14 protein-coding genes are annotated in these 12025 nt (G+C 58.0%); 9 read left to right on the forward strand and 5 right to left on the reverse strand.

Annotated elements, in window-relative coordinates; all coding sequences use genetic code 11:
• Positions 1-42 precede the first annotated feature (42 nt).
• Both LAC65_RS13150 and ruvX read left to right on the forward strand, forming a co-directional pair.
• The gene (locus LAC65_RS13150; RefSeq protein WP_039380087.1) at positions 43-606 is read left to right on the forward strand and encodes a YqgE/AlgH family protein; all 564 of its coding nucleotides are present in this window, start codon (positions 43-45) and stop codon (positions 604-606) included.
• The gene (gene ruvX, locus LAC65_RS13155) at positions 606-1022 is read left to right on the forward strand and encodes a Holliday junction resolvase RuvX (protein WP_039380089.1); all 417 of its coding nucleotides are present in this window, start codon (positions 606-608) and stop codon (positions 1020-1022) included. Before LAC65_RS13150 ends, ruvX begins: the two co-directional genes overlap by 1 nt.
• A gap of 108 nt (positions 1023-1130) precedes the next feature.
• Here the strand turns inward: ruvX and LAC65_RS13160 are convergent, their stop codons facing one another.
• Entirely contained in the window at positions 1131-2138 is a 1008-nt protein-coding gene (locus tag LAC65_RS13160; RefSeq protein WP_039380091.1) for a type IV pilus twitching motility protein PilT, read from the reverse strand.
• Between the two features lie 15 nt (positions 2139-2153).
• On the opposite strand from LAC65_RS13160, the gene LAC65_RS13165 reads away from it, so the two are divergent.
• Genes LAC65_RS13165 through hemW form a run of 4 tightly spaced genes read left to right on the forward strand, consistent with a single transcriptional unit; the run spans position 2154 to position 5165 of the window.
• Complete coding sequence (locus tag LAC65_RS13165; RefSeq protein WP_039380094.1) at positions 2154-2861, forward strand: YggS family pyridoxal phosphate-dependent enzyme; 708 nt, start codon at positions 2154-2156, stop codon at positions 2859-2861.
• A 12-nt stretch (positions 2862-2873) separates the two neighbouring features.
• Positions 2874-3428, forward strand: coding sequence for a YggT family protein (locus LAC65_RS13170; protein WP_039380096.1), 555 nt, complete (start codon positions 2874-2876; stop codon positions 3426-3428).
• A 20-nt stretch (positions 3429-3448) separates the two neighbouring features.
• Entirely contained in the window at positions 3449-4042 is a 594-nt protein-coding gene (gene rdgB / locus LAC65_RS13175) for an RdgB/HAM1 family non-canonical purine NTP pyrophosphatase (RefSeq protein ID WP_039380098.1), read from the forward strand.
• A complete protein-coding gene (gene hemW / locus LAC65_RS13180; protein WP_039380101.1) occupies positions 4035-5165 on the forward strand; it encodes a radical SAM family heme chaperone HemW in 1131 nt (376 codons plus the stop codon). Before rdgB ends, hemW begins: the two co-directional genes overlap by 8 nt.
• A gap of 31 nt (positions 5166-5196) precedes the next feature.
• Here the strand turns inward: hemW and LAC65_RS13185 are convergent, their stop codons facing one another.
• The 3 genes from LAC65_RS13185 to trmB all read right to left on the reverse strand — a co-directional run bounded on the left by LAC65_RS13185 (position 5197) and on the right by trmB (position 7105).
• Positions 5197-5910 carry a YggN family protein gene (locus LAC65_RS13185; RefSeq protein ID WP_039380102.1) on the reverse strand — a complete coding sequence of 238 codons (714 nt, stop codon included), beginning with the start codon at positions 5908-5910 and terminating at the stop codon, positions 5197-5199.
• A 149-nt stretch (positions 5911-6059) separates the two neighbouring features.
• Positions 6060-6386 (reverse strand): YggL family protein, encoded by a 327-nt coding sequence (locus LAC65_RS13190; protein ID WP_039380103.1) that lies wholly within the window; start codon positions 6384-6386, stop codon positions 6060-6062.
• Positions 6386-7105 carry a tRNA (guanosine(46)-N7)-methyltransferase TrmB gene (gene trmB, locus LAC65_RS13195; protein WP_039380104.1) on the reverse strand — a complete coding sequence of 240 codons (720 nt, stop codon included), beginning with the start codon at positions 7103-7105 and terminating at the stop codon, positions 6386-6388. The genes LAC65_RS13190 and trmB overlap by 1 nt, the downstream gene beginning before the upstream one ends.
• Before the next feature lie 154 nt (positions 7106-7259).
• Between trmB and mutY the strand changes: the two genes are divergently transcribed.
• The 3 genes from mutY to mltC are packed head-to-tail and all read left to right on the forward strand — an operon-like array spanning position 7260 to position 9751.
• Entirely contained in the window at positions 7260-8345 is a 1086-nt protein-coding gene (mutY, locus tag LAC65_RS13200; protein ID WP_039380105.1) for an A/G-specific adenine glycosylase, read from the forward strand.
• Positions 8345-8617: an oxidative damage protection protein gene (locus LAC65_RS13205; protein WP_039380106.1), complete on the forward strand. Its 273-nt coding sequence runs from the start codon at positions 8345-8347 to the stop codon at positions 8615-8617. Before mutY ends, LAC65_RS13205 begins: the two co-directional genes overlap by 1 nt.
• A gap of 54 nt (positions 8618-8671) precedes the next feature.
• Complete coding sequence (mltC, locus tag LAC65_RS13210; protein WP_039380107.1) at positions 8672-9751, forward strand: membrane-bound lytic murein transglycosylase MltC; 1080 nt, start codon at positions 8672-8674, stop codon at positions 9749-9751.
• 49 nt (positions 9752-9800) lie between these two features.
• Here mltC and LAC65_RS13215 read toward each other — a convergent pair whose 3' ends face one another.
• Positions 9801-11948, reverse strand: coding sequence for an ornithine decarboxylase (locus LAC65_RS13215; protein ID WP_039380108.1), 2148 nt, complete (start codon positions 11946-11948; stop codon positions 9801-9803).
• Positions 11949-12025: the final 77 nt, after the last annotated feature.

The raw sequence follows: 12025 nt of genomic DNA on the forward strand, positions 1-12025 counted from the left end.
GCTGCCGCACTGGCGCCGGTTCTCTTCGGTAAATGAGTGACAATGAATTTACAGCATCATTTTTTGATAGCGATGCCCTCTCTGCAGGATCCTCTGTTCAAACGCTCTGTTGTCTATATCTGCGAGCATAATGAAGAGGGTGCGATGGGTTTGATTATTAATAAACCGATGGAGAACCTGACGGTAGAGGGTATTCTGAAGAAGCTAAAAATCACTCCGTCAGAGCGCGATCCGGCGATTAAGCTCGATAAACCGGTGTTTGCCGGCGGTCCGCTGGCGGAAGATCGCGGTTTTATTCTGCACTCTGCGCAGCATACTTATGCCTCCAGTATTCGCATCTCAGACAACACCGTGATTACTACCTCGCGCGATGTGCTGGAAGCGATCGGCACTGCTCAGCAGCCGGAGAATGTGCTGGTCGCACTCGGCTACTGCGCCTGGGAAAAAGATCAGCTGGAGAACGAGCTGCTGGAGAACGCCTGGCTTACGACCCCGGCCGACACGCAAATTTTGTTCCAGACGCCGATTGCCGGACGCTGGCGCGAAGCCGCCCGCAGCATGGGTGTCGATATTCATAACATGACCAGCGATGCGGGACACGCCTGATGCAGAATGCAACGCTGCTCGGCTTTGATTTTGGCACCAAAAGCATCGGTGTTGCCGTGGGTCAGCAGCTCACCGGCACCGCACGTCCGCTGACAGCGCTGAAAGCTCAGGAAGGCACGCCAGACTGGAACCTGATTGAGAAACTGCTGAAGGAGTGGCAGCCTGACTACGTGGTGGTCGGCCTGCCGCTGAATATGGACGGCACCGAACAGCCGCTGACTGCCCGCGCACGCAAATTTGCCAATCGCCTGCACGGCCGTTTTGGCGTACGCGTTGAGCTGCAGGATGAGCGCCTGAGTACCGTTGAGGCGCGCGCCGATCTCTTTAAGCGCGGCGGCTTTCGTGCACTGCAGAAAGGACAGGTAGACTCACAGTCGGCCGTGATTATTTTGCAGGACTGGTTCGAAACCCACTGACGCTGCAAGCAGCGTAAACGCGATAAAGCGCACTCCGGTCAGCAGGTGTAGCCGATGCCGGGAGCTGACCGGGCGCACAGCTGCAGCATCAGTGCTGCTTCAGCTCCGCTATCCGCTTGCCTGGTCAATAATGCCCTCCGCGCGGCGTGCCTGTTCACTTTGCGCAAAGGTCTGCATGCCATGCTGCGCACCGGTCTGCAGCACGCCCGGCAGCTGATGTCCTTTGCCTTCACGGATCAGGCTGGCTACCGCAGGCGTGGCGATCAGCACCTCATACAGCGCAACACGTCCGCCCGCTTTCGCCGCCACCAGCCGCTGCGCCACTACCGCTTTCAGGCTGCCCGCCAGCTGCGTGCGCACCAGGTTTTTCTCTTCGGCCGGAAAGACATCAACCAGACGATCAACCGCCTGCGCCGCGCTGCGGGTATGCAGCGTAGCGAGCACCAGATGCCCGGTCTCAGCGGCGGTCAGGGCTAAACGGATCGTCTCACTGTCGCGCAGTTCACCCAGCAGAATAACGTCGGGATCTTCACGCAGCGCCGCTTTCAGCCCGTGCTGAAAAGAGAGGCAGTGCGTCCCCACTTCACGCTGCTGAATCAGCGAACGCTGACTCCGGTGCACAAACTCGATCGGATCCTCCAGAGTGATGATATGCCGCGCCTGCTGCTGGTTCAGCGCCTGTACCAGTGCAGCCAGCGTCGTCGACTTGCCGCTGCCGGTTGCACCGCTAATCAGAACCAGCCCCTCCTGCAGCTGCAGGAGCTGCTGCACGGCAGGCGGCAGGCGCAGCTGCGCCAGCGGCGGGATCGTCTGCGCAATCAGCCGCAGCGCCAGTGATAATCCGTGCCGCTGGGTGAAAAGATTGGCACGCAGCCGTACGCCGCTGCTGAGCGTCAGGGCAAAGTCCGCCTGTCCGGTGACGTCAAGCTCCGACTGCTGCGCAGCGCTGAGAAACCGCGTAGTAAACCTCTCCAGCCATGCAGATGGCAGCGGCAGCTGCTGCGGCACCGGCTCCAGCACGCCCTGCCGCCGCCAGTGCGGTAAATGTCCGCTGCACAGGTGCAGATCGGCGGCGTTATGCTTTACACTAAGGGCCACAATTTCATCTAAATCCATTTATTTCTCCTGACTATGACTTCCATTGAGCACAACTTACATCAGGTACGCGAGCGTATCGCTGCCGCTGCCGTGCGTTGCGGCCGGGCGCCAGAAGAGATTACGTTGCTTGCAGTAAGCAAAACCAAACCTGCGAGCGCTGTCGCAGAAGCGGTTGCCGCCGGGCAGCGCGCGTTTGGCGAAAACTACGTGCAGGAAGGGGTGGAAAAGATCGCGGCGCTGATGACGGAAGGCGATCTGCAGTGGCACTTTATCGGTCCGCTGCAATCCAATAAAAGCCGTCTGGTCGCAGAACATTTTGCCTGGTGTCATACCGTTGATCGCCTGCGTATTGCGCAGCGGCTTAACGACCAGCGTCCGGCGCACCTGCCGCCGCTGAACGTGTTAATTCAGGTAAATATCAGTGACGAAAACAGTAAATCTGGCATCATGCTGGAGGCTGTTCCGGCGCTGGCCGCGGCTATCGCCGCCCTGCCCCGCCTGAGCCTGCGCGGCCTGATGGCGATTCCGGCTCCCGAGCAGGATTATGCACGCCAGCTGGCCGTCTGCCAGCAGATGGCCAGTGCGTTTCATGCGCTGCAGCGCGACTATCCCGCCATTGATACGCTTTCACTGGGCATGAGCGACGATATGGAAGCGGCAATCGCGGCCGGCAGCACTATGGTAAGAATTGGCACCGCCCTGTTTGGCGCGCGGGATTATGCGCGACCTTCACAACAATAACTGAGGAACTCCATGTTAACACTGACGTTTTTAGTCAAAACGCTGATCGATCTCTACGTCATGGTACTGCTGCTGCGTATCTGGATGCAGTGGTCACGCTGCGACTTCTACAATCCGCTGGCGCAGTTTGTGGTGAAGATTACGCAGCCGGTGATCAAACCGCTGCGTCGCGTGCTGCCCGCTATCGGCCCCATCGATACCGCCTCGCTGCTGCTGGCGTTTGTGCTGACCACGCTGAAGTATCCGATTCTGCTGCTGATTCAGGTCGGCGCTTTCTCGGTTGATCCCACCAATCTGCTGGTAGGACTGCTGTCGCTGCTGAAGTCAGCCGGTAATCTGGTGTTCTGGGTCATTATTATCCGCTCGCTGATGAGCTGGATCAGTCAGGGACGCGGGCCGCTGGATCACGTGCTGATACAGCTTACCGAACCGCTGATGGCACCTATTCGCCGTATGCTGCCCGCTATGGGCGGTATCGACTTCTCCGCCATGATTGTCATTCTGGTGCTCTATGCGCTGAATTTCCTTGGCATGGACCTGTTCCCGGGTCTCTGGTATCTGCTGTAATTTGTTAATCTGGAACTGTTATGCAAAAAGTTGTTCTCGCAACCGGTAATCCGGGCAAAGTTCGCGAACTGGCCGATCTGCTCGCTGATTTCGGGCTGGATATCGTGGCGCAAACGGAGCTTGGCGTAGAGTCAGCCGAAGAGACCGGTCTGACCTTCATTGAAAATGCGCTGCTTAAAGCGCGTCACGCGGCGCAGATAACCGGCCTGCCGGCTATCGCAGATGATTCCGGTCTGGCGGTAGATGCGCTGGGCGGCGCGCCCGGCATCTACTCCGCGCGCTATGCTGGCGCAGAAGCCAGCGACCAGCAAAATCTGGATAAGCTGCTGCTGGCGCTGGAAAATGTGCCGGATGGCGCGCGTCAGGCGCAGTTTCACTGTGTGCTGGTCTATGTGCGGCACGCCGCTGACCCGGTACCGCTGGTGTTTCACGGCAGCTGGGCGGGCGAAATTACCCGTACGGCGGCCGGTGAAGGCGGCTTTGGCTACGATCCCATCTTCTTTGTACCGGAAGCGGGTAAAACCGCCGCTGAACTGAGCAAAGAGGATAAGCGTGCCCTCTCCCACCGGGGTAAAGCGTTAACGCTGCTGCTGGACGCGATGCGCAATGGCTGAGTTACCGCCGCTGAGCCTCTACATCCATATTCCGTGGTGCGTACAGAAGTGCCCCTACTGCGACTTCAACTCACACGCGCTGAAAGGGGAAGTCCCGCATCTGGAGTATGTGCAGCACCTGCTGCAGGATCTTGAGCAGGATCTGCCTCTGACCGCCGGACGCGAGGTACGCACCATCTTTATTGGCGGCGGCACGCCGAGCCTGCTGAGCAGCCACGCGATGCAGACGCTGATGGATGGCGTACGGGTGCGCCTGCCGCTGGCGGCTGATGCAGAGATCACCATGGAAGCAAATCCCGGCACGGTGGAAGCCGATCGCTTCAGCGGCTACCAGGCTGCGGGGATCAATCGCATTTCCATCGGCGTGCAGAGTTTCAGTCCGCAGAAGCTGGAGCGGCTGGGGCGTATTCATGGACCGCAGGAGGCGAAACGCGCCGCCGAACTGGCCGCCGCGCTCGGGCTGCGCAGTTTTAATCTGGATCTGATGCATGGCCTGCCTGACCAGTCGCTGGAAGAGGCGCTGGACGATCTCCGTCAGGCAATTGCGCTTAACCCGCCGCATCTCTCCTGGTATCAGCTAACCATTGAGCCGAACACGCTGTTTGGCTCACGACCACCGCAGCTGCCGGATGATGATGCGCTGTGGGATATCTACGAGCAGGGGCACCAGCTGCTGACGGCTGCCGGCTATCAGCAGTATGAAACCTCAGCCTACGCGAAGCCGGGCTATCGCTGTGAGCACAATCTCAACTACTGGCGCTTCGGTGATTATCTCGGTATCGGCTGCGGGGCGCACGGTAAGCTGACGCAGGCGGATGGCCGCATTGTGCGGACGGTCAAAACCCGTCATCCGCGCGGCTTTATGAAGGGCAACTATCTTGATAAGCAACATGAAGTGGCGGACGAAGATAAGCCGTTTGAGTTCTTTATGAACCGGTTCCGCCTGCTGGAAGCGGCGCCGCGCGCGGAGTTTCAGCGTTATACCGGGCTGGATGAACAGACGATCCGCCCGCAGATGGAGCAGGCTATCACCGCAGGCTATGTCACTGAGAGCGCCAGCGAGTGGCAGATCACCGAGAAAGGCAAACTGTTCCTGAATTCGTTGCTGGAACTGTTTATGTAATCAGAGCGGCCCGGTGGCCGCTCTTTTTTTGCTAGTTAATACTCTTCACCAGCGTTTTACGCTGGTTTTCCAGCGCGATGACCCGGTTGCAGACCTCATGGCCAAAGTTCTGGAAATCGCGCTCCTGGTTGTTCCATTCAGTCTGAATCGACTGCTGCAGACCACCCAGATTGCCCATCAGCGCCTGCAGCGGATTACTGCCGCTGGTCGCCTGCCGCGTGCCCATCTCATTCAGGCTATCCTGCAGTACGCCGCCCAGCGTGCTCTGTACCAGCTTCTGTCCGTCAGCGCGCACCTGGTTTATTGCCTGGTGGTGGAACGTCAGGCCATCCTGGCGCTGCTCAATGATGCGATTCATCTGCTGCTTCAGCTGGCCATCCAGCGTGGTCAGGCGGTTGCGCACATTGCTGTCGCTGCCCAGTTTCTCAACGATCACTTTATCCAGTGCGGCGCGCCCGCGTTCAAGGCGCGTTTTTGCGCCGTTGCTGACCCACGGCAAATCGCGACGCAGCGCGCTCTGGTAATCAATCGCCTGCTGACGTGCCGCGTTATCAACGGTAACCGTTTTGCCGTTAAAGGTGACATCACCCTGTGGGGTCATCGTGAGATTGCCGTTGCTGCCGACAACCTGAACGCTTTGTGGGGTGATCACCACATCATCCTGCGGATTAACGCTGCACTGGTAGTCAGCGTGTGCCTGCGCTGCCGTCAGCAGTAGCGCGGCGAACAGAGCCTTACGAATCATGAGATCTCCTGAATGTGCTGTGCGGGGTGGGTATTGTGCGGCCAATGGCGCGGGCGCCATGAATGGCGCCCCTGCGGCAAATTACATTGTAGGGGGCGCAGTGCAGTACAGGGCGCGCAGAAATGCGCACCCGCATGTCGCACTACAACTTAGTCCCACCAGACGTCGAAGAGTTCCGTTATCTGGATATCAGACAATTCACGCCCTTCCAGCCACTTGCACACCAGTTCACGATGCTCATCGGTGCACTTTCCGGTCTGCTGCATGCAGACCAGGCCTTCCCATACCAGATAACCACTGCCGTCATAAGCCAGACCGTTTGGATCGATCACCTCAGTGATAAACTGATCCAGCGTGGCATCAATCTGCTCTTCAGTGGTTCCCTCGGCAAAACGCCATGCTACGGAAAAACCCAGCTCCTGAAACTCATCGATATGCAGTTTCTTACGTAAACGACGACTACGCTGTACGGCCATTATTTTACCCTCTCAAACATCAGATCCCACACGCCATGGCCCAGTCGCTGCCCACGCTGCTCAAATTTAGTCAATGGACGCGTCTCGGGACGCGGCACGTAATCCTGGGTGGCTGACTGATTAACGTAACCCGCTACGCTGTTCATCACCTCCAGCATATGGGTCGCGTAATCTTCCCAGTCGGTGGCCATATGAAACACGCCGCCAAGCTTCAGCTTACGATGCACCAGTTCAGCAAACGGCGCCTGCACGATACGGCGTTTATTGTGACGCGCTTTGTGCCACGGATCCGGGAAGAAAAGCTGCACCATGCGCAGAGAGTTATCCGGGATCATATGCTCCAGCACTTCTACCGCGTCATGGCACATGACCCGCAGATTCTCTACGCCCGCTTCCTTCGCAGATGCCAGGCAGGCACCTACGCCCGGCGCATGCACTTCAATGCCCAGGAAGTTCTGCTGCGGATTATTTTGCGCCATGGTGACCAGCGAGGCGCCCATACCAAAACCGATCTCCAGCACCAGCGGTGCGTCGCGCCCGAACAGCGCGGTCATGTCCAGCGGCGCGGGCTGATACTCAACGCCCATCACCGGCCAGTATTGATCCAGCGCGAGCTGTTGGCCTTTCGTTAACCGCCCCTGGCGGCGTACGAAGCTGCGGATACGGCGCAGCGGCCGCCCGTTTTCATCAAATTCCGGAGTGATGACGTCATTTATCATGTTGAAGCCTGCTGGTTAGCCTGTTCGGGGAAACGGGCATTATGCAAAGTTAAAGGTCAGAAGCAAGCCTTTGCAATCTTCCGGTTTACACCCCTGACGCTCTGTGCTGCAATTCCTGCCTGATTGTAGAGTAAACACGGAAAATTTCCTTCATATGATGCAGGCGTCGCAATTCGCGCAACAGGTGCTGAAGTGGTATGACCGCTTTGGCCGTAAAACGCTGCCGTGGCAGCTGGAAAAGACGCCCTACAAAGTGTGGCTTTCAGAGGTCATGCTGCAGCAGACGCAGGTTGCCACGGTTATTCCCTATTTTGAACGTTTTATGGCGCGCTTCCCCACCGTGCGCGATCTTGCTGCCGCGCCGCTGGATGAAGTGCTGCATCTCTGGACCGGCCTCGGCTACTATGCGCGGGCGCGCAACCTGCATAAAGCGGCTAAACAGGTCGTGGATCAGCACGGCGGTGAGTTCCCGCCGGACTTCACGGCAATTGCTGCTCTGCCGGGCGTGGGTCGCTCGACCGCCGGGGCGATCCTTTCACTGTCGCTTGGCCTGCATTTTCCGATTCTGGATGGCAACGTCAAACGCGTGCTGGCGCGCTGCTACGCCATAGGCGGCTGGCCTGGCAAAAAAGAGGTTGAAAAGCAGCTGTGGCAGATCAGCGAAGCAGTGACGCCAGCGCAGGGTGTCAGCCAGTTTAATCAGGCGATGATGGATCTCGGCGCGCTGGTCTGCACCCGTTCACGGCCAAAGTGCGAAATCTGCCCGCTCAATAGCGGCTGCGAGGCGTATGCCAGCCAGAGCTGGGCTGACTATCCGGGCAAAAAGCCCAAAGTCACTCTGCCGGTGCGCAGCGGCTGGTTTTTACTGATGCAGAATGGCGATAATGTCTGGCTGGCGCAGCGCCCGCCCACGGGACTGTGGGGCGGCCTTTACTGCTTTCCGCAGTTTAGCAGCGAGGATGCACTGCGGGAGTGGCTGACACAGCACGGTATTAGCGGCAATCTGCAGCAGCTGACGGCATTTCGCCACACCTTTAGCCATTTCCATCTGGATATTGTGCCGATGTGGCTGGCAGAGCCATCCGCCGGGTCGCTGATGGATGAAGCGGGCGGTCTCTGGTATAACTTAGCGCAACCACCGTCAGTGGGCCTTGCTGCCCCGGTAGAGCGTTTACTGCATGAATTACGCCATCCGCAGCAGCTGTCACTGTCATCGCGCGCGATCGAAGAGGAAGAGTAATGAGCCGCACCATTTTTTGTACCTATCTGCAACGTGACGCTGAAGGCCAGGACTTTCAGCTCTATCCCGGCGAGCTGGGCAAGCGCATCTATAATGAGATTTCTAAAGAAGCCTGGCAGCAGTGGATGTCGAAACAGACCATGTTGATCAACGAGAAAAAGCTCAACATGATGAATCCGGAAGATCGCAAAGTGCTGGAAAAGGAGATGGTCAATTTCCTGTTTGAAGGCAAAGATGTGCATATCGAAGGTTTTACCCCGCCAGAAAAATAACCGTTCCGGGCCTTCCTTTGAGGCCCGCTTTTTTGAGTCAGGCACAGATTCACGATGAATAAAAAACTGATAGCCCTGCTGGCGATCGCGCCGCTATTAATCTCCTGCTCCGGACAAAAAAAATCGCAGTATCACGAAGAGTGGGTTAAAGATACCAACGGCTTTGACATTCTGATGGGACAGTTTGCCGCCAATATTGAAAATATCTGGGGCATTAATGAAGTCCTTATCGCCGGGCCGAAAGATTATGTGAAGTACAGTGACAGCTACTACACCCGCAGTCACATCAACTTCGACAAGGGTAGTATCACCATTGAGACCATCTCCGGTACCGATCCCATGGCCAGCCTGCGCCAGGCGATCGTCACCACCCTGCTGATCGGCGACGATCCGGGCAATGTCGATCTCTACTCTGACGCCAACGATATTAAGATTAGTAAAGAGCCGCTGCTGTATGGCCAGGTGCTGGATAATACCGGGCAGCCGATCCGCTGGCAGGGGCGCGCCGCCAGCTTTGCGGACTACCTGATCCAGAACAAACTGCAAAAACGCACCGCCGGGCTGCATGTGATCTGGTCGGTAACCATTCCGATGGTGCCGAACCATCTCGACAAGCGTGCACATAAGTATCTGCCGATGGTGCGCAAATCTGCTGAGCAGTATGGTGTCGATGCCTCACTGATTCTGGCGATTATGCAGACCGAATCGAGCTTTAACCCCTATGCGGTCAGCCACGCTGATGCGCTGGGGCTGATGCAGGTGGTGCAGCATACTGCCGGCGTTGACGTCTTCCGCATGAAAGGTAAATGGGGCAAGCCGAGCCGCAGTTATCTGCTGGACCCGGAAAACAACATCGATGCCGGTACGGCTTATCTGTCGCTGCTGCAGAAAAGCTATCTGGGCGGCATTCAGGATCCCACTTCGCGTCGCTATGCGGTGATCACCGCGTATAACGGCGGTGCCGGCAGCGTACTGCGCGTCTTCTCCAGCGATAAAGATCGCGCATTTTCGCTGATCAACGATATGTCGCCAGCCGATGTCTACCAGACGCTGACCAGCCGCCATCCTTCTGCCGAGTCGCGTCGTTATCTCTATAAAGTTAACCAGGCGCAGCGCAGCTATCACCGCTATTAAATGCGCCGGATTGTCGCGCCCTGCCCGATCGGGTCAGGGCGCGATACGCTCAGGTCAGCATATTCGCCACCAGCTGCTTATAGCCGCTGCTCTGTTCCGCGATATAAACACCCTGCAGCTCCGGTGAAAAGCCCGGCAGCTGGTTGATGCCCGCTTCCAGCGCGAGGAAGTAGCGCTGTACCGCCCCGCCCCACACCTCGCCGGGCACGACGCACAGCACGCCCGGTGGATAAGGTAGTGCCCCTTCCGCCGCGATGCGCCCTTCCGCTTCTGCGACCGGCACCAGCTCCACTTCACCGCGGATATAAGCCTGATGCGCATCCTGCGGATTGACCGCTACCGGCGGGAAACAGTCAGCGCGGAACATCGCTTTCTGCAGATCTTTAACGGCAAAACTGACGTAGAGATCGTGCATCTCCTGACAGAGGCGGCGCAGCGTATAGCCGCGATAGCGCTCCGCATGCTTGCGATACAGGCTCGGCAGCACTTCCGCCAGCGGCGCATCTTCGCGCACCTGCTGTTCAAACTGCTCCAGCATCGCCACCAGATGCGCCATCTTCTCCGCGCTTTCTGCCGGCGTCAGCAGGAACAGAATGGAGTTGAGATCGCACTTCTCCGGCACGATGCCGTTCTCACGCAGATAGTTCGCCAGTATGGTGGCCGGAATGCCAAAGTCGCTGTACGCGCCGCTGCGTGCGTCGATGCCCGGCGTGGTAAGCAGCAGCTTGCAGGGGTCAATCTGATACTGGCCCGGCGCATAGCCGCTGAAGCCGTGCCACTCTGCGTCGGGCTCAAAGCTAAAGTAAGCCGGATCGCGGGCGATAGCGGCGCTGTCTGCCTGCTGCCACGGCGCGCCGTGTACCTGAGCAGGCAGAAACGGTTTAATCATGGTGCAGCGCTGCAGGATCGCTTTACGCGCATCAATGCCCTGTATGACGCAGTCGTGCCACAGGCTGCGTCCTGCCTCGCCCTGGTGCATACGCGCGTTGATATCCAGCGCGGCAAACAGCGGATAAAACGGGCTGGTTGAGGCGTGCAGCATAAAGGCGTTGTTCAGCCGCTTATGCGGGCAAAAGCGCTGCTGACCACGGATATGATTATCCTTTTTATGGATCTGTGAGGTCTGCGAAAAGCCCGCCAGCTGTTTGTGTACTGACTGGGTGACAAAGATCCCCGGATCGTCTTCCGTCAGGGTAAGCGTCAGCGGTGAACCCGCCGCCATCAGCGGAATAAACTGTTCATAGCCGAGCCACGCGGAGTCAAACAGAATGTAGTCGCACAGATGACCGATGCGGTCCACCACCTGACGCGCGTTGTAAACGGTGCCGTCATAGGTGCCAAGCTGGATAATCGCCAGCCGGAATGGCCGCGCCTGCCTGGCGCGTTCAGGATTAACCTTTGCGATCTCTGCCCGCAGATAGCTTTCATCGAAACAGTGCGCGTCGATGCCGCCAATCAGGCCAAACGGATTACGTGCCGCCTCCAGGTAGACTGGCGTGGCGCCCGCCTGCAGCAGCGCGCCGTGATGGTTGGATTTATGATTATTGCGATCGAACAGAACCAGGTCGCCGCGCGTCAGCAGCGCATTGGTGACGACTTTATTAGCGCTTGATGTTCCGTTCAGCACAAAATAGGTTTTGTCGGCGTTAAAAACGCGGGCTGCAAACTTTTGCGCATCTTTCGCCGAGCCTTCATGGATTAGCAGATCGCCCAGCCGGACATCTGCATTACACATATCAGAGCGGAACAGGTTTTCACCATAAAATTCATAAAACTGCCGCCCGGCGGGATGGCGGCGGAAAAACGCCCCGCCCTGATGGCCCGGGCAGGCGAAGGTGCTGTTCTGCATATCGACGTAGCGCGTCAGGGTATCAAAGAAAGGCGGCAGCAGTGCGGCCTCATACTGCTGCGCAGCCTGCTCCAGCGCCTGCCACTCTTCAGCTGCGCCGTTGATTTCTCCGGTCACGCCAGGCAGATCCAGCACTGCGGTATCAAACGCGTTAGCCACAAATACCGGCAGGTTAAATCCGGTCTGGCGCAGCAGCATCAGTACGCCGCTGCGCGTATCCGCCAGCGAGAGCACCACCGCGGCAACGTCGGTAAAGTCAGTCGTGTCGAGCGTCACGACATCGCGGGTGGTATTCAGGCTCAGGCCCGGCGCAATTGCCACGCTGGCAGCTATTTTCAATGGGTTCATAACTCAAATCCCCGGCATAACAGGATGAGTGGGTGCCAGTGGCACAGAAAGGAACGGCGTGACCGGTGCAGGACACC

The sequence above is a fragment of the Pantoea eucrina genome (assembly GCF_020079945.1).
Classification (GTDB): Bacteria; Pseudomonadota; Gammaproteobacteria; order Enterobacterales; family Enterobacteriaceae; genus Pantoea; species Pantoea eucrina.

What these genes read in the sequence shown, in the direction of transcription:
- hemW (WP_039380101.1), top strand. Translation starts at nt 4,035, where the DNA reads ATGGCTGAGTTACCGCCGCTGAGCCTCTACATCCATATTCCGTGGTGC.
- mltC (WP_039380107.1), top strand. Translation starts at nt 8,672, where the DNA reads ATGAATAAAAAACTGATAGCCCTGCTGGCGATCGCGCCGCTATTAATC.
- LAC65_RS13150 (WP_039380087.1), top strand. Translation starts at nt 43, where the DNA reads ATGAATTTACAGCATCATTTTTTGATAGCGATGCCCTCTCTGCAGGAT.
- LAC65_RS13205 (WP_039380106.1), top strand. Translation starts at nt 8,345, where the DNA reads ATGAGCCGCACCATTTTTTGTACCTATCTGCAACGTGACGCTGAAGGC.
- LAC65_RS13215 (WP_039380108.1), bottom strand. Translation starts at nt 11,948, where the DNA reads ATGAACCCATTGAAAATAGCTGCCAGCGTGGCAATTGCGCCGGGCCTG.
- LAC65_RS13185 (WP_039380102.1), bottom strand. Translation starts at nt 5,910, where the DNA reads ATGATTCGTAAGGCTCTGTTCGCCGCGCTACTGCTGACGGCAGCGCAG.
- trmB (WP_039380104.1), bottom strand. Translation starts at nt 7,105, where the DNA reads ATGATAAATGACGTCATCACTCCGGAATTTGATGAAAACGGGCGGCCG.
- LAC65_RS13160 (WP_039380091.1), bottom strand. Translation starts at nt 2,138, where the DNA reads ATGGATTTAGATGAAATTGTGGCCCTTAGTGTAAAGCATAACGCCGCC.
- LAC65_RS13190 (WP_039380103.1), bottom strand. Translation starts at nt 6,386, where the DNA reads ATGGCCGTACAGCGTAGTCGTCGTTTACGTAAGAAACTGCATATCGAT.
- mutY (WP_039380105.1), top strand. Translation starts at nt 7,260, where the DNA reads ATGATGCAGGCGTCGCAATTCGCGCAACAGGTGCTGAAGTGGTATGAC.
- ruvX (WP_039380089.1), top strand. Translation starts at nt 606, where the DNA reads ATGCAGAATGCAACGCTGCTCGGCTTTGATTTTGGCACCAAAAGCATC.
- LAC65_RS13170 (WP_039380096.1), top strand. Translation starts at nt 2,874, where the DNA reads ATGTTAACACTGACGTTTTTAGTCAAAACGCTGATCGATCTCTACGTC.
- LAC65_RS13165 (WP_039380094.1), top strand. Translation starts at nt 2,154, where the DNA reads ATGACTTCCATTGAGCACAACTTACATCAGGTACGCGAGCGTATCGCT.
- rdgB (WP_039380098.1), top strand. Translation starts at nt 3,449, where the DNA reads ATGCAAAAAGTTGTTCTCGCAACCGGTAATCCGGGCAAAGTTCGCGAA.